This window comes from Paenibacillus sp. Y5S-9 (genome assembly GCF_036894235.1).
Classification (GTDB): Bacteria; Bacillota; Bacilli; order Paenibacillales; family Paenibacillaceae; genus Paenibacillus.
In genome coordinates this window covers 569,532-592,677 of record NZ_CP145887.1, presented here as the reverse complement: position 1 = coordinate 592,677, position 23,146 = coordinate 569,532, and the positions used below count along the sequence as shown (strand labels likewise).

The 23,146-nt window shown below is 49.0% G+C and carries 16 protein-coding genes; 7 read left to right on the top strand and 9 right to left on the bottom strand.

Annotation, left to right across the window (positions count from 1 at the left end; all coding sequences use genetic code 11):
• Positions 1-117: 117 nt before the first annotated feature.
• Complete coding sequence (locus V6669_RS02755; protein WP_036607380.1) at positions 118-1,149, top strand: ribonucleotide-diphosphate reductase subunit beta; 1,032 nt, start codon at positions 118-120, stop codon at positions 1,147-1,149.
• A gap of 386 nt (positions 1,150-1,535) precedes the next feature.
• Here the strand turns inward: V6669_RS02755 and V6669_RS02750 are convergent, their stop codons facing one another.
• Positions 1,536-2,117 (bottom strand): hypothetical protein, encoded by a 582-nt coding sequence (locus V6669_RS02750; protein ID WP_338590498.1) that lies wholly within the window; start codon positions 2,115-2,117, stop codon positions 1,536-1,538.
• 60 nt (positions 2,118-2,177) lie between these two features.
• Between V6669_RS02750 and V6669_RS02745 the strand changes: the two genes are divergently transcribed.
• Together V6669_RS02745 and V6669_RS02740 are read left to right on the top strand one after the other, a co-directional pair.
• Positions 2,178-3,152, top strand: coding sequence for an SMI1/KNR4 family protein (locus V6669_RS02745; protein WP_338590496.1), 975 nt, complete (start codon positions 2,178-2,180; stop codon positions 3,150-3,152).
• Between the two features lie 21 nt (positions 3,153-3,173).
• Positions 3,174-4,211, top strand: coding sequence for an aminoglycoside phosphotransferase family protein (locus V6669_RS02740; protein WP_338590493.1), 1,038 nt, complete (start codon positions 3,174-3,176; stop codon positions 4,209-4,211).
• Positions 4,212-4,381: 170 nt separating this feature from the next.
• Here the strand turns inward: V6669_RS02740 and V6669_RS02735 are convergent, their stop codons facing one another.
• Complete coding sequence (locus tag V6669_RS02735) at positions 4,382-6,193, bottom strand: S9 family peptidase (protein ID WP_338590491.1); 1,812 nt, start codon at positions 6,191-6,193, stop codon at positions 4,382-4,384.
• A gap of 141 nt (positions 6,194-6,334) precedes the next feature.
• On the bottom strand, positions 6,335-6,754 hold the full coding sequence (gene fosB / locus V6669_RS02730) for a metallothiol transferase FosB (RefSeq protein ID WP_338590489.1): 420 nt from the start codon (positions 6,752-6,754) through the stop codon (positions 6,335-6,337).
• 155 nt (positions 6,755-6,909) lie between these two features.
• On the opposite strand from fosB, the gene V6669_RS02725 reads away from it, so the two are divergent.
• From V6669_RS02725 to V6669_RS02710, 4 genes are all read left to right on the top strand, one after another.
• On the top strand, positions 6,910-7,809 hold the full coding sequence (locus tag V6669_RS02725; protein ID WP_338590487.1) for a glucose 1-dehydrogenase: 900 nt from the start codon (positions 6,910-6,912) through the stop codon (positions 7,807-7,809).
• Between the two features lie 124 nt (positions 7,810-7,933).
• The gene (locus V6669_RS02720) at positions 7,934-9,544 is read left to right on the top strand and encodes a gamma-glutamyltransferase family protein (RefSeq protein ID WP_338594823.1); all 1,611 of its coding nucleotides are present in this window, start codon (positions 7,934-7,936) and stop codon (positions 9,542-9,544) included.
• A 366-nt stretch (positions 9,545-9,910) separates the two neighbouring features.
• Complete coding sequence (locus V6669_RS02715; protein WP_338590485.1) at positions 9,911-10,924, top strand: BMP family ABC transporter substrate-binding protein; 1,014 nt, start codon at positions 9,911-9,913, stop codon at positions 10,922-10,924.
• A 26-nt stretch (positions 10,925-10,950) separates the two neighbouring features.
• Positions 10,951-12,603, top strand: coding sequence for a methyl-accepting chemotaxis protein (locus tag V6669_RS02710; RefSeq protein ID WP_338590483.1), 1,653 nt, complete (start codon positions 10,951-10,953; stop codon positions 12,601-12,603).
• A gap of 1,037 nt (positions 12,604-13,640) precedes the next feature.
• On the opposite strand, the gene V6669_RS02705 is transcribed toward V6669_RS02710, so the two are convergent.
• The 6 genes from V6669_RS02705 to V6669_RS02680 all read right to left on the bottom strand — a co-directional run bounded on the left by V6669_RS02705 (position 13,641) and on the right by V6669_RS02680 (position 23,141).
• Positions 13,641-15,320 carry an NAD(P)H-hydrate dehydratase gene (locus V6669_RS02705; protein ID WP_338590481.1) on the bottom strand — a complete coding sequence of 560 codons (1,680 nt, stop codon included), beginning with the start codon at positions 15,318-15,320 and terminating at the stop codon, positions 13,641-13,643.
• Between the two features lie 203 nt (positions 15,321-15,523).
• Complete coding sequence (locus V6669_RS02700; protein ID WP_338590479.1) at positions 15,524-16,156, bottom strand: NAD(P)H-binding protein; 633 nt, start codon at positions 16,154-16,156, stop codon at positions 15,524-15,526.
• Positions 16,157-16,419: 263 nt separating this feature from the next.
• On the bottom strand, positions 16,420-18,174 hold the full coding sequence (locus V6669_RS02695; protein WP_338590477.1) for a prolyl oligopeptidase family serine peptidase: 1,755 nt from the start codon (positions 18,172-18,174) through the stop codon (positions 16,420-16,422).
• Positions 18,156-19,622 (bottom strand): hypothetical protein, encoded by a 1,467-nt coding sequence (locus V6669_RS02690; protein ID WP_338590475.1) that lies wholly within the window; start codon positions 19,620-19,622, stop codon positions 18,156-18,158. Before V6669_RS02690 ends, V6669_RS02695 begins: the two co-directional genes overlap by 19 nt.
• Complete coding sequence (locus V6669_RS02685; protein WP_338590473.1) at positions 19,619-20,419, bottom strand: hypothetical protein; 801 nt, start codon at positions 20,417-20,419, stop codon at positions 19,619-19,621. Before V6669_RS02685 ends, V6669_RS02690 begins: the two co-directional genes overlap by 4 nt.
• Complete coding sequence (locus V6669_RS02680) at positions 20,397-23,141, bottom strand: lanthionine synthetase LanC family protein (RefSeq protein WP_338590471.1); 2,745 nt, start codon at positions 23,139-23,141, stop codon at positions 20,397-20,399. The genes V6669_RS02685 and V6669_RS02680 overlap by 23 nt, the downstream gene beginning before the upstream one ends.
• Between the last annotated feature and the right edge of the window lie 5 nt (positions 23,142-23,146).

The window sequence follows — 23,146 nt, the reverse complement described above, 5'->3', positions numbered from 1 at the left end:
CTGCCCTGGTTCTTTTTTGCCTAAAACATGATCACAGCATCGCAAGATGTTGATATAGATGATTTCCCAAAGTTCTGTCGGCAGAACATTATGAAATTTCAAGGAGTGAACGGAACAATGCAAGTACAGAAAATTTTCAACACCGAAGCCCCTAACCAATCAACCCGTATTATTGAAGGTGAATGCTCCGGTATCCTGAACTGGAACGACATTCGCATGCCTCATATGTACAAATTGTACAAAGTACTGCTGCTTAACCACTGGATCGCAGACGAGATTCCAATGTCCAAAGATGCTTCCCAGTTTGCTCAACTGGATGAGGAAGAGCAACGTACGTTCAAAATCAACATCTCCCTGCTCGCGGTACTCGATTCCATGCAGACGATGTTTGTTGGTGACGTAAAACGTTACTTTACCGATTCTTCACTCGAAGCGATCTCGGCCATTATCGGACAACAGGAAGTCGTTCATAACCAATCGTACTCCTACGTTCTGTCTTCGATCGTATCGGATCGGGAGCAAAAGGAAATTTTTGAATACTGGAAACATGATCCGGTCCTGCTTGACCGTAACCGTTTCATCGCAGACATCTACCAAACATTCCGGGACGAGCCGTCTCCACAGACGTTCTTCCAGGCTATGGTAGCCGATCTGGTACTCGAAGGAATCTTCTTCTATAGTACGTTTGCCTTCTTCTACAACCTGGCCCGTGACCAGAAAATGATGGCAACCAGCCAGATGATCTCGTATATCCAGCGGGATGAAAACCAACACTGTTACTTCTTCGCTGAAGTGTACAAACAGTTGCTGGTGGACTTCCCTGAACTGAACACACCTGAGAACATGGACTACGTATACACAACCATCCATCGTGCTGTTGAGCTTGAAACCAACTGGGCACATTACACACTCAGCAACGTGCGCGGTATTGACCTGAACGAGTTGGAAGATTACATCAAGTACATCGCCAACAAACGTCTGCGTCTGATGGGTATGGAAAAAGCATATGAAGGTGTGGATGTAAACTGCATGCCTTGGATTAAACCATTCTCCGATGAAGCACTAAATGCAACCAAAACCGACTTCTTCGAAGCTAAATCCCGTAACTACGGTAAAGTTGGCGACGATAACGGATTTGACGATTTGTAATAAAGATTCCCCATATCGAATTAAACTGAAAATTATTTACACTGACACTACGATGACAGAACAACTTTCCAATCGCTGTTATCCCCAGATTTTTTTGATTCCCTTTCTCAAGGGAAAATCCGGTGATAAAGGCGAACGCTTCGCTTTTTCAAGTTCTTTCTGTCCTCTCCGTTGTTGTGTAAATGATTAGTTCAATTCATATCGTTTTAATCACATATACTATAAATAAAAACAACACTCCCTGAACTGTGGCTACTACGCCTAAGTTCAGGGAGTGTTGTTTAATTCGTATGTACAATCTCATATCAGTATTGAACTATTATAATTTATTAGAGATATTTCTTTTCAAGATAATATCTGAAAAATCATTCTCAATAAAACGAAAATTACTTTTCGGTATCTTTAAAGCCAAGACGCTGCCTCCCCAAATGGTGTTTCCAAACTTGTGCATCGGTTTCTTCTTCAGGTGTTAAGTTCAATTTAGTTCCGAGTGTCCGTTCGAATTCCCCTTTGTATTTATCTTCATATAAGGCAATTTGCCCTGTGTGGTAATCCAGGTCACTGACTCCTATTGTTGATTGGCGTTCTGCCTCTTCCTTTTTCCACATAGTCACAATCTCTTTAATCGTCGTTCTCTTACCTGATCCACACACATATGTAGTATCGTCTGGGATTTGATTATGTTTGTTGGACCCGGCTCTTTGAACTCCCATAAAACGGCCTTGATCAATCCAGTTGAAAATCGTAGTAATACTTACTCCAAAAAATACAGATAATTCTTTAGGAGTATAAGAACGTACAGCTTCAATAGAAGGAACACCACTGTCTGTAATTCCTGTCGGTACATCCACTGCTTGACTTAACGGATGTTTGAGAAGAGTAACATACTTTTCTCTAAAAATATCAGAATCTTCAAAGATAGATTCATCCAGGCTACGAAGAGGTTGATTTATACATTCTCCAACCAACCTACACTTATTATATAATGAAAGAGATTCATACCCCTCCTACGGAAGTGAGGTCTATTCATGGAAAGAGAACTGCTGGAACAAATCAACTTATGGCATGAGCAGGACCAATTCAGACTCATTATTGAACGTATTGAACGTATCCCCGTCTCAGAGCGGGATTATGAGCTGATTGGTCAACTCGCCAGAGCCTATAATAATGACGCACGTTACCGCGAAGCTATTCAACATTTGTTGTCTGTCGAGGAGCAAGGGGTAAACGACCCGATCTGGCAATATCGCTTGGGTTACGCATACTGTTACATCGCGAGCTATGAGCAGGCACTACTCGCTTTTGAGAGAGCTGACGAACTTCTGCCTCATGATGAATCTACCCTTGAATTCCTTCGCCAGATTCGTCCCCAAGCGGAGAAGATGCGGCTGGATCGTCAACGTCATGAAGAGAATATCGCAGCATTGGAACAGAGCGGTACACAGAACCATCTAAGAGCTGCTTCAGGGACTTATGATCCCGCAACGTTCTGGGTACAGAGTGATTATGCGCAGGACAATCATGTATCAGAACCTTTTGATGAAGAAGAGATTTTGACTATTGAGAAAGAATTGGGTTACAAGCTGCCCGCTTCCTATATCCAACTGATGAATACGCAAAACGGCGGTATCCCTGCGCTCACTGTATTTCCCACCAAAGAAGCGACTTCCTGGGCTGAGGATCACATTGCCATTTCAAGCATTATGGGAATTGGACACGATAAAATATACGCACTCGCTGGTGAGCTGGGAAGTCGGTTCATGATCGAAGATTGGGGATACCCCGACCTGGGGATTGTAATCTGTGATTGTCCATCCGCTGGTCATGATGTTGTTATGCTGGATTATCGCTTCTGTGGCCCTGAAGGTGAACCCTGTGTAGTTCATGTGGATCAGGAAAATGATTATGAGATTACATATCTTGCGCCGAATTTTGAAGCTTTCATCCGTGGATTGGTCGATGAGGATACGTATGACCTGTCTGACGAAGTTAATGAGGACTAACACCCAGGAGGGTCCGGCCATATGACAACCCGTATATATTTTGGTTCCAATCAACTTGGCGAAGTGGCCGCAGTTTCATTGCAGGATGCGCTGAATGAGCTTGACCTGGGAACCCTAGAAGATTATCGCCGAACGGATAAAGGTGTTATGGGTCAGACACTGCTCATTCGCTCTTCCCGTGGAGAGTATATTCTGAAAGGCAATCCTTTATATACAGGACAGTTACAGGAAGAAAAGTTCTTTGTAGAACAACTGGCAAAACATACGTCCATTCCTGTCCCTGATCCATATTTATTACATGAAGATACCCATCTGCTAGGCTGGAGTTATGCCATAATGCCGCGCCTGCCCGGGAATCACCTGTATGATCCAGCATTCCAGGCTTCGCTGTCACAGCAAGATCAGGAAGAGATCGCCTGTATGTTTGCCCATACTTTGGCTGAACTGCACCGCTGGAAGGTGCCTGATGCAGGGGAATATGACCCTGTAGCGCAGCAGATTGTTTCCTTTGCAGGCGATTATCTGGACTGGTTGTACGGAACCATTCGTCACTGGTTACATGATGCTGAACAGTACTCGGTGATTACGGATGAAGATGTTCAGTGGGTGGACGAGCAATTCAAGAATGCTGAACCAGCATTTCGTTCCAAAGCTGTTCCGGTTTTTGTCATGGGAGACTTCAAGGTCGAAAATATTTTGATTCAAAATCTGGACGGCCGTTCTTCAGGATGGCAGATTAGTGGTCTGTTCGATTTTACAACTGCCTATTTCGGAGATGGTACAGCCGACCTAACCAAAATATCCACCAGGTATGTTCGTGAGGGTCAACCAGAGCTTGCCGCACAGTTCCTTCGCTGCTACCGGGATCTGGTCTGTGCAGCAGATGAGGAGAAATGCCAGCACTTCCGCACACGTCTCAGCATGCATCTGCTCTATCAACGTATCTTGTGGTGGGGCGAAGCCAAAGCGACAGGACAAGTAACGTGGGCAGCCGACCTGCCTTTTGCAAAGTGGGCGGAGCAGTCCATCCATTCGATTCTCTCATTGCTGGATGAGTAGATTTGGACATGTTGCTCCATGGATAGCGGCTTTTCCAAACCAACGTATGTATCGTTCCATATATGTCGCCCAACATGCGGGCGCACGCATAAAACCGCCAGAGATCATCCTTGATCTTTGGCGGTTTTCCTCATCTCACTATATTTCAGTCAACGATGGAATCTCTCAACTTAAGCCTGTGCGACGGGTGACTCCTGATGTTTTTGCAAAAACTCCAGCATCTTGCGGTATACGAGAATCTCGTTAGTCTTTCTGGAAAAGCCATGTCCCTCATCATCCAGAACGATGTATTCCACATCAAGTCCCTTCGACTGGAGCGCAGCCACGATCTGATCGGATTCGGCCTTCACGACCCTTGGATCATTGGCACCCTGAATGACCAGCATGGGGTTAACCATCTGATCGAGATACGTAATCGGTGAATCCTTCGTTAAACGTTCGCGGTCACGGACCGGATCACCCAACCAGTTATCCATCATCGGCTTCCAGTCTTCCGGTACGGATTCCAGGAATGTGAACAGGTTACTTGGCCCAAAAATATCGACCGCAGCCCGGAACAGCTCCGGATGGCGACCTGCCAGTAGCAGGGTCATATATCCCCCATAACTACCCCCTACTACAAACAACCGCTCTGGCGAGGTGATTCCCTGATCAAACAACCAGTTGATCCCGGCAACACAGTCCAGCCTTGGACCCTCACCCCAATCACGCTCAACCATCTTGACAAATTCCGCACCATATCCGGTACTGCCCCGGAAATTCGGTGCAAAGACATGATAGCCCTGAGCGAGCATCATCTGGAACATCGGCCGAAAAAACTTTGCTTCGGATGCTTGCGGCCCACCATGAGGCCAAAATACGGTGTAACCATTGGCTTGCTCTGGCTTTGCTTTGAACAAAAGAGCTTCGATCTCCAGTCCGTCATAGGAGTTATACCGAATAACGTCAGGGTACACGAGATCACTTGGGTCCAGTCCGGTTACCCGATTGGCAGTCAGCGGCTCCCAGGACTCAGCACCTGCCATTTTGCGATAGATGTTATGCGGTTGGATCGCTCCACGTCCGAGGATATACACATTGCCAGCCTTCGTAACGTTCACCTGCTCTATCGTATCCAGCGGCATATCTATGCGCCGAGGCTCATCGGCATTTTTGCCCAATACGTACATACGATTCTCCGGACCTGTAAGTGTCCAGAAATATAAGGTCTCGGAAGCCTGATGCCAGCGGATAAACTCCACATCTTCCCCTTCGATTTTGCACAATAAACGGAATTCGCGGGTATCGATACGGTACTCAGCCACATAGGCGTATGCGGAGTCATCATTGGTAATGAACAGAAGACGATTGTCATCTGCAAAAATCAGATCGGATACCTGACTATGGCGTTCTGAAGCTGGCAGAATCACCATTTCTTCATTATTACGATACAGATGCGCCGTCTGATACGTATTGGAGTACATTTTTAAAATAACATAACTCTTCTCGTCAGGACTTACTGCAAACAGACTGCTCGTAACCTCTTCTCCACTGTATAACAGTTCATCTTCCCCTGTCTCCAGATCGATGCGACGTGAATTCAGATAATTTGGATTACCTGCGCTGGTGACATAATAGAGACGCTGTCCATCCTCGGACAACTCAGAGAAATAACAGCGATCATTTGGTTCTGCCGGAACCACAGGCAGTGGAACGCCACCCTCGGGTGGAAGTGCATACAGATGATAGTTCTCATCTCCATCTCGATCAAATGCAGTAAGAAGATGACGTCCTTGCGGGTCTGCTTTGATAAATTGACTGCTCTGATTCAAGTACGTTAAAGGATACGGATATCCTCCAGGCAAATCCATCGCCCAAATATTCGGCTGACCGTTCAGATTGCTGTCCATGAACAAACGTTTCTCGTCTGCCGATACGGCAAAATGCGAAATACGGTACGTCTGAAAATATTGCTCGACATCCGGTTTAGGGAACTGAATCATGACAAACCTCCTTGGAATTGAACCAACGAATTTAACATTGGTAAATTAAGGTACCATTTGTCCATATTATAGGTAATGCCAATGTTTAGACAATAGATATGTGAGTTATAATTCCAGATTTTCTCGATTTGTACATGAAACTCACGTATAAAAGGTCATATGAGCTTTGTCTTCGCGATAATAATCCAGCCTTTGCTTCATCGTACCTGTATGCAGTTCGAACAGATGACCATCCGGATCGGTAAAATATACAGATAATGCATCCCGCGGATCTCTTGCCCTTCCGGGAAGAATGTCAGCCCCCGCTGCTCGCAGCTGCTGCACAGACGCGTCGAACTCCTCTTCTGTAACGGTAAATGCAATATGGGTATAGGTTCGTTCCGTATAGTTGCGAATAACATCCTCCTGATTCAGGGCAATCCACAGACCGGCAAGCTCAAAATAAGCCAGTTTGCGTCCTTTCACCTGAATTCGGGCACCGAGAGCCTGCTCATAAAAGGTAATAGCCCGCTCCAGATTGGATACGGAAAAGCACAAATGATTAATTCCTTGAATATTCATGTGGCTCCTGACACCTCCATCAATTTAAGGATCTATCCTTATTATGGTATATTCTGCGCAAAAAACAACCGCTCTGCTGCTTCCTCCCGCACCTTCTTCTGGGCGAATGCATAGGTTATCCGTATCAATGAACGTTCGAGGAGGATGTAAAGCGAATGAATCCTGTCTATCCTTTTTATGGTGAAAAAACGGTGTGTAAGGAGCAAAAGCTGGCATTTCCACCTCAGCATCAGGACCAGCAACCCGGTCTGGAAACCCTGATGGTGCCTGAACCGATTAGTGAAGATCCTGCTTACATCGGCAGCTGCAAACTCCAAGGCAAAGTTGCCATTATTACGGGTGGTGATAGTGGAATCGGACGGGCGGCCGCCATCGCTTTTGCCAAGGAAGGTGCAGATATCGTCATCGCTTATCTATATGAACGGACAGATGCCGAAAGGACTCGTGAACGGATCGAAGAATTGGGACAGCGCTGTCTCTTAATCGAGATTGACCTCCGCTTAAAGAAAAACTGCGAAGCCGTCATCCGCTCGACGATGGAAACCTATGGGAAGATCGACATTCTGGTCAACAATCATGGCGTACAGTATGTGCAGCCAAGCATCGTTGATATTACAGAAGAACAGCTGTACCACACCTTTCAAACAAATGTGTTCGCCTATTTCTTTCTGATCCAGGCCGCTCTCCCACATCTGTGTAAAGGTGCCTCTATCATTAATACGGCTTCCATTACGGCATACAAAGGAAATACCCAACTGATCGACTACTCTTCTACCAAAGGAGCCGTCGTATCGCTGACTCGGGTACTCGCCCAATCGCTTGCTGCACAGGGAATTCGCGTGAACTCCGTCGCCCCCGGCCCGATCTGGACACCGCTCATTCCTTCCAGCTTCTCAGCGGAGGATGTGCAAGTATTTGGAACGGAGACGCCTATGGGTCGGGCTGGTCAGCCTTACGAACTGGCGGCAGCCTACGTTTATCTCGCTTCCCGCGATTCATCCTACGTCACAGGTGAATGCATTCATGTCAATGGCGGCGATATGGTGACGACATAGGCTGATGTCAGGTTGGATTTGGCAGGTGTGGCAGGATATCGGTTGTCCGGTTGCGAAGAGGGTTAGGAGTATGATCCGGTTATGCCGGAGCCTGACATCTAGCGACAAGGAGCTGAACAACCTGATGAACTTCGATCCACTCTACCAACCGTACCCCTCTTACCGCGTGCCTGTGTATGCCAAGCAAGGCATGGTCGCCACGTCACAGCCACTGGCTGCACAAGCCGGCCTGGATGTATTGAAAAAAGGCGGCAATGCCATCGATGCCGCCATTGCAACTGCGGCAGCACTCACGGTGCTGGAGCCTACGTCCAATGGCATTGGCGGCGATGCTTTTGCCCTCGTCTGGACCGAGGGCAAACTGCATGGCCTGAATGCCAGCGGCCCTGCGCCTCAGGGCATATCCATTGAGGCGCTTCAAGCGGCAGGCTATACGGAGATGCCGAAGCTTGGGGTTGTTCCGGTGACGGTGCCTGGCGCACCGGCGGGCTGGGCTGAGCTGAGCCGCCGTTTTGGGCGGCTCACGCTGGCGGAAGCGCTGGAACCGGCCATCCGCTACGCGGAGGAAGGTTACCCGCTTGCGCCTGGGCTGGCCCGCCACTGGGCAAGGGCAGCCGAGATCTATGCACGCCAGGGTGATGCGACGGCAGGGCGTGCGTGGTTTGAGACATTTGCTCCAGGCGGGCGTGTTCCCGCAGCTGGAGAGATGTGGCGCTCGCCGGATCATGCGGCGACTTTGCGCCAGATTGGCGAGAGCGAAGCGCGAGACTTTTACGAAGGAGAACTGGCAGGACGCATTCATTCCTTTATGGCAGAGCACGGTGGTTATCTGACTCGCGAAGATTTGAAGGCTTTCCAGCCGGAGTGGGTTGATCCCATCTCCGTCTCCTATCGCGGATACGATGTGTGGGAGATTCCGCCGAATGGACAAGGATTGATTGCTCTGGCGGCGCTTAATCTGCTGAAAGGATATGAATTTGAAGAGAAAGAATCGGTTCAGGCGTATCATCAGCAGCTCGAAGCCATGAAGCTGGCATTTGCCGATGGGGAGAAATATATTACCGAAGAACGCAAAATGGGCGTGACGGTGGAGGAATTGCTATCCGAGGCCTACGCGGAAGAACGGCGCAAACTCATTGGTGATACCGCACGTGCACCTGAGGCAGGTGATCCACGAGCAAGTGGAACGGTTTATCTGGCTACAGCGGATGGTGAAGGCAACATGGTCTCCTTTATCCAAAGTAACTACATGGGCTTTGGGTCCGGACTTGTTGTTCCGGGGACAGGCATTGCTCTGCAAAACCGCGGACATAATTTCTCACTGGACCCGAATCATGCCAACGCCCTGGAGCCGGGTAAACGGACGTATCACACGATCATTCCGGGGTTCCTCACCCGCGGGAGCGAAGCGGTCGGGCCATTCGGTGTCATGGGTGGTTTCATGCAGCCGCAAGGTCATGTACAGGTGGTCATGAATACGATTGATTATCACCTGAACCCACAGGCCGCCTTAGATTCTCCACGCTGGCAGTGGACGAAGGGCAAAACAATTCTCGTGGAACCGGGTTTCCCGCAGCACATTGCACAGGCACTCGCCCGCAAAGGACATGATATTCAAGTGGCGCTTGATCCATCCCAGTTTGGACGCGGTCAGATCATCTGGCGCAACCCGGACAATGGCGTATTATGCGGGGGTACTGAAACCCGAGCGGATGGCTCAATTGCGGCTTGGTAAAATTCGCTTCATTTTTATAATAGGATGATCACCTTATCATCCGTATAGGGTGCTATTCTATGGCACAAGAGAGATGATTCATGTCACCTCTCTTGTGCCTTTTTGGGACTTTTAACGTCAGTAAACAACTTACTGTAGATATTTATGTACCCTTTTAACCAGAGAAATGTAAAAAACTGTATAATTCATGAAAAATATTTATTTTTTCGTAAATTTTCACTACATATCATAAATCACAGTGCCTTTCTGACCGATATAGATAAAGGGAAATCCTCGCCATACGTGTCATCATGTACACGTCATTCCCTTGAGCTAAGGAACCATGCAAAACAGAAAAATGCGACTACAGAAATGAGGGTATCACACATGAAAACAAACAAGAACAGACGCGCAGGTCTAGGTCTCACCATAATGATGATCCTGACGGTACTGATCCTGGGGGCATGTTCAGCCAATAATACAACAACGGCAACAGACACAAGAACAAAGGTCGGGATCGTGCTTACGGAAGTGGGTCTGGGTGACCGTTCTTTTAATGATGCTGCTTTTGATGGACTGGTTCAGGCCAGAAATGAGAAAAGCATTATCTTCGACTATCGTGAACCGGGCGACAATTTAACTGCCGAAGCTGCATTTGAGGAGTTTGCAGAAGCCAAATTCGATCTGATTATCGGCCTGAGTGATACGGTCCAAGCAGATATGGAGAAAGTTGCAGCCAAATATCCTGATCAGCAGTTCCTCATGATTGACAGTAAGTCTGAACTACCTAACATTGCCTCCATTTCATTCCGGGCGGAAGAAGGAAGTTATCTGGCAGGTGTTATTGCCGCTATGGCTTCAACGGAAGATCATGTCGGGTTCCTTGGTGGGATGGAGATACCGGTCCTTCGTGATTTCGAGCAGGGTTTTAAGCAAGGTGTTCTGGCTATCAAGCCGGATGCAACCGTTGATGCGGTCTACGCAGGGGACTTCGGTAATGCCGAGCTCGGTGAACAACTGGCTGCACAGATGATTCAGGAAAAGGACGCTGACGTGATCTACGTAGCTGCTGGTCTCACAGGCGTGGGCGCACTGACGGAGATTCAGAAATTAGGGAAATACGCCATCGGTGTAGATACCGATCAATTCTTTTTGGCGGAAAAAGCCATTCTTACGTCCATGCTGAAAAATGTGGATGTCTCTATCTATAATGCCGTTAACACGTTTATTAAAAACAATCATACCTTCCCTCAAAAGGAAATCGTGGAGGGGCTGGCGGAGAACGCCGTGGGTCTGACTGCTCTACATAATATCACGCTCAGTGATGAACAACAGCAAACCTTCGAAGATCTGAAGGCAAAGATCTCTTCCGGTCAAATCAAAATTACGCTTGATCAATAACCCATCGGATACGAGGAGGTACGCACATGAAACTACAGGGAAAACTGATACTTAATGCTTTAATTTCACTACTTCTATGCCTTGTGCTAGTCGCTTATATCATCATGCAATTGCTCGGTATGAATGCCAAAAATCAAAATCTGGTACCTGCCATGCTCAAGGTGAGTGAACTGAACGCCAATCAGATTCAAACCCAGCAAGCGCTGGATGTCTATTCGTTCTCCATGACAGCAGGAAACCAGGACGCCGTACTTCGCTTGCTGGATGAAGGTCAAACGATGATTCAGGAGCTTACGGACGGATTGCTCGAAACAGATCAGCAGTTACAGCTTATTCAGTCCATCGAGACAAAATTACAAGCTCTCAACCAGGGAGCCACCGAAGCGATGAGCGCAATGAACAGTGCGGAAGCGAAACGGTACAGCACTCGGGTTCGGGGCATACAGAATGATATCTATTCGTTAGATGAGATGACTCGGGATCGTTATGATCAATATACCGTCGATTTGGAACATGACATTCAGCAAACGTGGCAAGCCGCTCTGGTAGGAGCCATCGTATTGCTCGTCGCCGTAATGCTGTTTAATATGTATACTTCACGTCAGATCGCCAAACGTATTCGAACACTCAAAGACGCCGCGGGACAAATTGCGGACGGTGACCTGACCGGACAATTACCGGAAGCTCGGGGCAAAGATGAACTCGATGACCTGAGTCGCTCCTTCGGGATCATGACCCATAATATCCGCGGCATTATTCAGTCGATTGGTGAAGCGGGGCATCGTGTCGATCTGATGGCGCAAGATATTGACCGTGGCAATGATACAGCCCAAGCGATTGTGCAGCAAGTATCCCGCACCACGGAGGAACTGTCGATTGGCAGTCAAAAGATTGCCGAGGATCTGAGTGAAACGGTGATGGTTGTGGACAAAATGCAGTCTACCTTCAATAACAATCTGGAGGCCACTTCCCAATCGGTGATCGATGGACGTGAAGTATTAACTACCGTTGAGGAAGGCAATAAGGCTGTAGCAGAGCAACTCCGCCTGGCCGAAGTGAATCGCATGGCGATGTCAGAGGTGGAACAAACGGTGCGGGAACTGGAAGAAAGCGCGGTTCGAATCACTACGATGACGGCATATGTATCGGAGATTGCCAAACAAACGACCATGCTCTCGTTAAATGCCTCCATAGAGGCTGCTCGCGCTGGAGAAGCCGGACGTGGCTTCGCTGTTGTTGCGGGCGAGGTGAACAAACTCGCCGAACAATCTGCGCAATCGGTCAAGCATATCTATGCGGCTGTGGGCGAGATCACATCCTCCATGGACAAGGTGAAGAACTCTGTAGCACAGAGCATGCAGCTATTTGGCGAACAGGAACAAGCCACTGGCCAGACTCGTGAATCCTTCTCCGCCATTCGTGAAAGTGTGGAGCGCATTAGTACGGGGATCCACCAGCTTGCAGAGGACATGCAACACTCCAATGAACTCAGTACACAGGTGCAACAGGCCATCGAAAATATCAGTGCCATTACCGAGCAGTCAGCTGCCAGCAGTGAAGAGATTACCGCCTCCACGTCGGAACAACAACGCTCCTTCGCTGATGCAAGTATCAAGGTGAAGTCATTGCGTGATATCAGTGCGGAGATGCATCAGGAACTGCTGCGATTCCGGTTGTAAGCAGGATGCCGGAGAATTCCGACCGGACGTAGGTCGGAAGTAGTTTAGATGCAGGTTAGATGCAAATTTCAGGCAGATTATAGGCTGGTTAGATCCGAACCAGGATCAGGTATCGTGAACATACAAACAAATAAAGGGGAGCCCTGTCATGAATCATGACAGGGCTCCCCTTTTCAGTAACTAATCGTTGTTCCATCTGAAAATTAATCGTTTCAAAGATATGAAAGTATATAAATTGAACTAAACATTTACACAAAACAGAGAAGACAGAAAGAACCTGAAAAAGCGGAGCTAAAAGCTATCTGAAAGAAGCTCCATCGGAAACATATGCTTCGCCTAAAAGCTTTTTGAAAGAAAGCTACTTCGGAAGCATACGCTATCCCGGATTTCCTAGTTTATAAAAAAACTGGGGATAACAGCGATCGGAAGGTTGTTCTGTCACCGGAATGTCCAGTGTAAATATTCTTTAGATCAACTTATATAGATAACAAGGCATCAGTATTTCAGATCCAAACGTTTAACGAACGGAGCAAACCTTATTGGGCCATTAATTGCAGATTATAAAATCTAACGAATCTCAGGCACTCTATTCCCTAATTTAGCCTGGTTTTTCAGGTGTTTTCTCTGAAATACACAGAAATAACGTGGATGAGATTCGTTAGCTTTTGTTCCTCAATGTAAACCGTTGTATAAGGTGTATCAGGTTCGTTAGGGCAATGAGCACTGGGCATTGGTATTGAGCATTGAGTACTGAGCAATGGACGATGGGCATCGGGCAATGGGCATTTAGCATTGAGCAATGGACAACGTGCACTCATCTACTTTTGATGCGCTGGTTCGTTGGGTCACTTGCAGTTTGAAAATGAATCGTCATAGGCGTAGCTCAAAACCGCGAGTTTGTCCCACACCTGTCCCATCCTCACAGTGCATCGATGATATCTCCGGCCAGCAGGGACGATGGGTCACTTGCAGTTTAGAAATGATTAGTCATAGACAGTAACCCAAAACCGCGAGCTTGTCTCGCACCTGCCCCATCCTCACAGTGCGTCGATGATGTCTCCGGCCAGTAGGGACGACGGGTCAACGCGCAGCAGTGCTGCTCGTTCGGCGGCCTGTCCGTGGAGATATACGCCGAACGTGGCGGCTTGCTCCGCGCTGAGCCCTTGGGCAAGCAGACCGGCGATGATGCCGGTCAATACGTCCCCGGCACCGCCAGTCGCCATGCCGGCGTTCCCGGTGGTGTTGATGTACGCCTCGCCGGTTGGCGTTGCGATGACCGTTCGTGCTCCTTTGAGCACAAGGGTCACGCCCTGCTCGCGGGCGTATTTTGCAGCGTGTCCAATGCGGTCACGCTGCACCTCTTGGGTCGACATGCCCAGCAGTCGACCCATCTCGCCAGGGTGCGGCGTCAGGATTGTCGCCGCACTTCGCTGGCCCCAGTCGCGAGGCCCATGTGGGCCAGCGTCTGCCAGCATGTTGAGGGCGTCCGCGTCGATGACGAGCGGACGATCCGTATGTTGCCACAGACGGCGAAGCCAGTCTGTGTCGCCCTTGAAGCGGCCGAGGCCGGGGCCGGTCGCGAGCACGTCGCGGCTCTCCGCGAGACGCAGCACGACGCCCGCGGAAGCCGCGTTCCATTCGCCGCTGTCTCCATCGGCGGCGGCAGCAAGCATGAGCTCGGGCACGGTGCCGATGACATGCGGCAGCAGTGCCGCGGGCAGCGCCCATGTGGCGAGCCCGCAGCCTGCGCGCAGCGCGGCCTTGGCCGAGAGCAGGCCAGCGCCGCTCATCGGCAGACTTCCTGCGGCCAGCAACACATGGCCGTAGGTGCCCTTGTGGCCGTCCGGTGCCCGGAGACGGCCTGTATCCACGCGCAGCGCACCGCGCAGCACCTCGTCCGTCAGCAGACGGACCGAGGGGCCATGCTGTGGCGCAAGCCGCGCGGGAATGCCGATAGCGCGCACCACAATGCGCCCCGCGGCAGAAGCGCCCGGGTACTGCACCAGCCCGCGCTTAAGCAGCGCGAGGCATACAGTCACCCGGGCTTGAATGCAGGGCTTGTACACCTCTCCGGTGTCGGCGTCCAGCCCGCTTGGCACATCGGCAGACACGACCGGCTTGCCGCTATCGTTCGCCGCCTCAATCAGCGCCGCGTAAGCTCCGCGCGGCGCCCCCCGCGACCCGGTGCCCAGCAGCGCATCCACGATGCCTGTGCACCGGCTGAAGTCCACGGCTTCGCGCCCGTGGACAAGAGCGGGGATGCCAAGCTTCGCAGCGGCATCCCGTTGCACTGCAGCTTCGCCCTGCAGTGCATCAGGGGCGTCGGCGTAGACCAATGTCACGCCAAGCCCTGCTTCAACCAAATGGCGCGCGGCCACCAGCCCATCGCCGCCATTATTGCCCTTGCCGATCAGCATGTACCACTGCTGATCTCCCGGGCGCTCCATCACCAGCGCCGGATCGGCGATGATGTCGCCACCATAACCTTGCCAATCACCGGGCCCGGTGTGTGCCCGCCTCGCATCGGTCTTGCTGCTATAGCCAAGCTGCCCTGAATCCACAAGCCGGCCTGCTGCCTGCCCTTCCCGGCACAGCTTGATGACTTCCTCGGCTATGGCGCGGCCTGCATTTTCCATTAGACTGGCAGCAGGAATACCCAGCTTATGAATGGTATACTCGTCCACAGCTCTCATTTGTTCAGCGGTTACGATAAACAACGTTCATCCCTCCCCGTGACAAGCTCATCTCATACTTAAAAGTAGCAACTTTGCACCTAAACGCTGCATCTTATATGTGTATCACTATATTTCCCCTTACCTCATCCAGTTACCACAATCCAATCGATACATCATCGAAAACTCTATCGATTCCGTGTACGAGACCTTCAGATTAAATTATCCATTCCAAAGCCCGTCTTCGCTTAATAACCTACCGTAAACCGTGCCTGGATAAACTGCGGATCGTCCAGTTCATCCACCAAAGCCGCTGCAAAATCACCAACAGAAATTGAGCTTTCCCCGATATCATCTGTAATCACACGGGTCATACCAACTCGGAACTGGCCAGTCCGACGTCCTGTTGTGATTGTTGCAGCAGGGCTCATATAGGTCCAGTGAATACCTGATGCTTCAATCAGGTCATATGCTTCTGCATGTGCTTTTGCCAGTGGTTTGACTTCTTCCGGGAATCCCGGCGTATCCATCAGCATATCACCTGAATCGGTTAGCAAACTTCCCGCTCCACCAACTACAACCAGACGTCCTGCTTTTGCCCGGCGCACACCCTCGATCAACGAACGTGTCACTTCCAGCATCTCTTCTTCTCCACCAAACTTCGGTCCATATGCACTCACAACCGCTTCCTGACCCGCTGCAAAGTCAGCCACCTGATCCGGGTTAAGCAGATCTCCCTGTTCTACACGCAAACGCTCATGCACCATCTCAACCTTCGAAGGGTCACGCACTACCGCTGTCACTTCATGCCCACGATCCATCAGCTCCCACAGTATCGTCTTGCCAATTGCTCCGGTTGCTCCAAAAATGGCTACTTTCATATGAATTCCCTCTTTTCTGTAGATATCATCTTGTCAACTTACCGTTATTTTAATACTTAATCCTATTGTTATATACCTTAAACGGCTCACGCCATCTTAAACCGGATGTGACATCTTGTAAACGTTAATGTTCATTCGCTTAACCTCTCAAGCTACGCATCAGACCACGAACAACACTTCCCCAACAACATTTCCTTTCCATATCGTTACCTTAAATATAGCCAAAAAAGCCGCATTTGCGGCTTCAACATCACGTATTTATCTTACGTGGATACTCTACTGCAGGTTAGAAAATCAACAGCCTTCTGCGCCCAGATTCGCTCCGAATAAGCTTCATGCGCCATATCCTCGATATGAAGCTCAATCCTGCCTGTAGCACCAGACATTTGCTTGTTTTCCATGATGTCCAGATATAACCTCTCCGTCTGTTCTACGGGACACAGTTGATCAGCCTGACCATGAATGAGCTGAATATCCACCTCACTGAGTCCGGATACATAAGCTGTTGGGCTTCTATCCCGCAGGGCAGATGGATCATGCAAAAGCTCACCGATTTCAGTTTCCAAGAATGATCTCAGCTTCGCTCCTCCGCCTGCGTACAGTCCTTCCAGATCCGTAAACGGTGCACAGGCAACCACAGTACTCCATAACGCCGGACTTTTACCTGCTACCAGCAATGCCAGATAAGCCCCATAGCTCACCCCATAGAGAGATACGTGTGAATAGGAAGATAACATCTGCTCCCGCATGAATTGGATGACATCTGCATCCACGCCGCCCCAATCGTTCTGAATGCGCATCCTGTAATCCGTGCCGAACCCTGAACTACCGGGATAGTTCAGCCCGATAACCCGCACTCCTGCCTGATATAATCCGCTGATGACCGGACTAAAGCTGTCAAACAGGCAATTATGAGGTCCGCCATGAAGATAGATAACCACCTGTTCTGCGCCCTCCGGGTGTATGTCCATGTACGGAATCATCTCATGTCCATAACGAACCCATCCATAGATTACATCGGGTTCCTCGTCAGGATGCTTGCCAATTCTCTCATCTCGCTCAACCGGGAAACGGGTAATCGTACGCGTTTGTTCCAAAAACCGGTATATCCCCGGCACCGGAGGACTTACAATAGATTCATATTTTCCGATCAAGCCCTGCCTGTCCCTGCTGAGCACAGCCTGTGTCAAGATTCCCGGATAATCATACAGCTCATACCTCTTCTCTCTGTCCAATGTATATTGAACATATTGCCACCTGCCGCAGGTTATCCCTTCGCAGAGGACTAGCTGTTGATGTAGATCGAGTTGCATTCTGATCAGTTCAGAGAAGGGTTGGCTATCCGTTGAACATTCATGCACCCGATCCTCTCCCTGCCTGATCCATCCCGGCTGGAAGCCATCTTCCACAGGAATAGAAACGGCTATCAGATCCCCCTGCTTATCCATCACAGGGTAGGCATACTCCTTATAGGGTATTTTGGATGATGGAAGGATATCTTCGGAATACGAGTACACTCTTCCAAATCCACCAACGTTTACACCAACCTCTCGTGTTGATGCAGACCAGAATACAAATTGCGGGTTGTCCAGATCAGGAGTAACCCATCGCGCCTCATCCTTCTCGGGATCGTAAAGACCTATACGAACAGCTCCTGAACGATGTCTAATGGAAAATAGCAGAATTAATTGCCCCTCTTGCCAAGCGGCCTGCATCACAGGAAATGGAAACTTCACAAAAAGACTCTGAACCAGCCTTGCTTGCTCCTCATCCTCGTATATATGAAGCCATTTCCCCGTCTTGTCCTGTGTAATCACCAGAACACGGTTCCTGCCCATAAACTGAATATGCTGCGTGTGCTGCTCTGACTCTGTCTCATGTTCAGAAAGGATCTGCCGGCTATCCATGCGGCCTGTATCATCAAGACTGCACCATTCACATGTATTGTCATCATAGCCCAAGAGCATACTCGTTCGTTCCTTATTCACGCTCATTCGTGTCAAGAATGGATAACCCAACCGGATTTCCTCCTCTCATTCCAGCTCTTTAACTGCTCCCATCCCTCCAATTGCGATTCCAGTTTATCAATATACTGGTCCTGCGTGTATGCATCTAGGGGCGTAACGGTCCCCAGTCTGCCTAATGTTTCCCGAATCAATCTGATCTGTGGCAGACTGGCAACCGGCAGCCCCATCATCAATAGACGGTACACCCGGGATGCCCGTTCCTCTGATCCTTGAGTAATCAGCGCGCCAGCGATTTCCACGGCACGGCCAAGCAGTTTGGAATGGATAGTGTTTGTCTTCATGCGTAACAACTGAATCAACAGTTCATATTCCTGCTCCTGCTCACCAAGCTGTTGATGTAATACCATTTTTAATTGCAGTACATGCCCCAACCAATCTACATACGCATCAACACAAAACTTCTCCGCAGCCAGCAACGTCTTACCTGCCTCTGCATAAAGACCCGCTCGGAGCTGCAAGCCCGCAATGTTTAGTAGCGTTTGAATCTGAAAAACCTGCTGATCGGGTCCATCAGGAAGCTGGCGTATACGCTGACCCGCCTGTTGCTCCAACGTAATTGCGCGTTCTACATTGCCCTCCTGCATCTCAATTAATGCTTCACCATTATCAAGTGCAGCCCATTTCCCAGTACGATACGTTTCAGTTAACTCTTCATGGGCAATGGTTTCCCGAGCTTTGGAATAACAGTGTCGCGCTTCGGTATAATGCTTCCCGTTTTTGGTCAACAGCTGACCCAACTCAAACCAGAGTACTGCCTGTTGTGTCGCCGACAACCGTTGAAATAACGAATTATGGTCAAAAAAATGAAAACAGGACCTGTAGCGGGCCGGATCAGCCGATTTGGATAACAAAACCCAGGCCAGCCTATTGTAAAGCGCCAATGCTGCCTCTTTTTCCTTCCCTTTATCCTTGCTTACCATTTGTAGCTGTTCTTCCAACAAACGTCGGGTCTGATCGGGCGTATCCCTGACAAGGGATACCGGAAGTTTGGGTATGTCCTCAGGATGACTCGCCATGGTTGGATAGCGATGAAAAAAAAGCACTACGCTTACTCCCCTTAGCTTCTGTCGATACAAGATATAGTGGATGGCTCCCAGATCCGCAGGGTGAAGGTAGGAAGATACTTCAACCAGAACCCATTTCCGATTACCAGGCGTCCACCCTGATCTTTGGAATCTCAATAACGCATTTTTACATGCCACAAGATCATCTATTGGCTGAAATGGATTTAGTTGATAGATCAGCGGGAGAGTAGCATACGGATCACCAACCGCAATTTGTATAACCTTATCCTGCCAATGCGTTTTCAGTTTGTGAACTTCATGCTTCACCGCATCTGATGTCCCTTCAACAACAAACAATCCAGGTTCATGACTCACACGAAACCATTTACTTCTCAGATCATGATAATCCGTACTTTCCAGTGAGACAGGCATCATGAAAGTTCACTCTCTTTCGTGATTCGGCATACGTGTATAAGTTCAGGTACCTGTTGTAAATTCAACGCCGTCATCAATTGATAACTGCCCCGGTTGTTTGCATCAAGTGAAGCTTTAATCCGCTGATCCGGATCTGAACTGTACCGATGGAGACCATATGCAGCAAGCCAACGGGCCCAACCTTGACGTTTCGCTTCTGGTATTGTGAATATATGAGCAAGGAGTACACTCCCAAACTCATCGCTTAACAGGCAGCCCCCAATCTTACTTCCCTCCAGTTCCACAAGCCCGGAACCTTTCAGCAGCTTGCCATATACACCCTGATAAATATCTCCGATAGCTTGACGAGCAGCTTCCCAACCTGGACAGGTAGGATCACTGGCCTGGAGCAAGTGTGCAAGGGAATCCGCCTGCCCCTCCGCAGACATCCAAACCGCGTCTTCATTAGGCATAACCGGCACGGGAACGTCTTTCAACTTGCCGAAAAATCGATACCGATGGGCAAGAACATCCGCCCGGTATCCAAGCTTCTCCCACGGAAATGAGGCAGGAGCAGTTGCATATAGAGAGGACCATGTGATTTTATCCAAAACGGATGACATCCGATCTCCCCAATAAGGATTGGAATGTGCTTCACTCCATAAATCCAATGTGTACTGCCCCTCACCCTGATCAATCATCATGAACGAAGATAGGGTATTCTCATTTCCAGGTTCAACTGCATAATAGCGATCCCCCGTTTTCCCTGATTCGTGCTGGCATTGCGGCAGGATGTCAGATATGGATGTTAGCATCATACGCTTTCCCCTCCCTGTTATAATCGAAACCTGAATAAACCAGTGGTTCGGATGTAACAGACGGATAAAAACGGCGTAGCAGGAATGTATAGATCCCCATATAACCGGTCATATAATCCGGGGAGAAGGACTCCATGTCCTCCAGAGGCCACATCCATATGTCTTCCTGTGGATCACTTCGCAATACATACAAACTCTGTGTATACTCCGCTAGTTTGGTTTCATATCTGCCTGGGAACTTGCGGTTAGCCAAGAGCAGAAAATCTCCATTGCCTGCAATTCCGTGACACTGCCCAAAAGAAGCAAATACCGTTGCCTGTGCCACTGCATCCGCTGCTTGAAGACCAAGTCTGGTACAGAGGGGATCTTGTAAAATATCAGCCGCTGCCATCAAAAATCGACCTATACCCGCCGATCCATTACACCAATGTACCCAGAGTGTATCCGGTTTTTCCGGGGATGCAGGCCACAGGCTCACGCCATTCTGTCCTCCATGACTCGTACGATCAAGTGTATCTACAATTCGCTTCACAGCAGAATAGTACGCTTCCTTTCCTGTACGCTGCGCCAAGGCAAGCAAATAATATCCGATGCCTGCGATGCCATGAGAGAATCCAAGGGAATGATGGCCTTTTTTGTCCGATTTATCTTTCACTTTCCACAAACTCAATGATTCATCTGTCTGCTCTTCTTGTTCCAAAATATAAACACCAAGTTCCTCTGCTCTTGCCAGAAGTTCAGGGCGGCCGCCAATACGGTATATTTCAAGCAGCATCAATCCCAACCCCGCCGCTCCATGACTAATATTGGTCTGTACTGGCTCATGCCGGGTGATTTCCAATGCCAGATCCTCTGCACGTCGAAGCAACGATGGATCATTTATTCGTTCAGCCGTCTCTGCCATTGCCCAGGGAACAGCGCCATATCCAAAGTATAATGCTACAGGTGTCTCATCTGGAACGTAAGGGTGATTCGTCAAAATCCATTCCAATACTTCATACGCATATTGATGGTATTGTCTGTTTTGTGTAATCTGACCAAGGTGATTAAAACCAAAGATCATCCCTGTCCAGCCAAAGTTGAAATTCGCCGGATGAAACATCTTGCCCATGCTGTTTTCCGGGAACAGTTGCAAGGGGTTATTAAAATCAAGAGAAGTATACAATGTGTTTACCATACGCTCGGCCTGACGGAGTACTTCTTCTGGCTCCATATTGCATTCATTTTTCTCTATTACATCCTTGCTTCCTCCTGAATTGACCTCTTGCCGCTCCAGCAATGTAACCAGTGTTTTACGAATTTCTGATAACTCCACATATCCGCCTGACATGATCTCGATGCCCAGACTTCCCAAGCCACGGAGCTGTGTATTACTCTGATGATCCAGATAAGCCTGTGCAGCTTCCAGATGGGATTGCCGATATTTCAGATAGGGGTCGATGGATGAGGCCATGTAATAGAAGACGCCTCCCAGTGCATAAAGATCATCCGCATAACTGGATCGCCTGCTGTGCTCACGTCCCCGTGGTACATAGCCCGGAGTATGACCGGTCAATGGATCAGCCTGACTCTCATCACTTCTGACATAAGCCAGTTCAAGATCAATCAGGCGTACACTTCCGTCCGTCAGCACAACAATATTGTTGGGCGTCAGATCATTGATCACAATTCCTTTATCGTGACATTGCTGCACCATATTGAGAATATGTATACCCATCCGATGCATATCCGCCCGGTTGTAATCTGCGGCTACATGTCTGCGATGTATATATTCACGCAAGCTGATGCTTTCAAAATACTCCAGGATCAGATAGCGGTTATTTTCAGTACTAAACAGATCAAGCGGCCTTGGGGTAACCCCCGTATCCTTCATCAGATCAAGCACGCGATACTCATTATCCAAATAGTTATGAGCAGAGCGCCCACCACCGTCTACACGCATGCGGTAGACCGCTTCTTTCATGACAGCCTGTTCATAGGATGTGCCAGAGATGAGAAATACTCCTCCCTTGCCGGATTTCTTGAGTACACGTCTCACACGAATATTTCGTATACCAAACTCATTGTTATTGGAATCGGAGTGACGAGAAGCAGCCTGGTTCTTCTCCATGGCTTGAATCCGCAGTAACTCCTCAGGTTCATTCACCCACTCCGGTTTATACCTGCCAGGTGTTCTTCGATCCTCCTCCAGCATGCCTTCTGGATTCTGGATGGCATACACTTTTGCACCCGAGTACCGGTCATAGTAGAAACGATCAGTGAATGCACCATAACGATAAAATACACACTGGCTACCTAGGTATGCCCGATCTGTCGGAATAGCGGGTCCTTTTAGATCACGTGTACATGAATGCATTAGCTCAAGTAACTTCAAGAATTGCTCTTCGTCTCGTGCGTAGATGGTGACACACTTCCCAGTCTGAGGGAGAGGTATGGAACCGTTAGATGTTTCAATCAGTTTCAGCCCGCTGCTCACTACTTTCCATTGCACATCATTTTCTGTGAGAACAGGTGCAATGCGTCGCAACAATTCAGCTCCTTCCACAGGGATAACAGACAGATGAATTTTCCAGCCCTGTGCGGGAAGCCTTAATTTTTCCGGTCTAAAACAAATCCAATGGCCGTCATTCGACCATTGGATGGATTGGGGAAGTTCCCGGATTATATGTTCCAAAGCGTTCTCAAAGGCGTCCTTCTTTGGGGTTACGCTTGCGAATTTCAATGAGA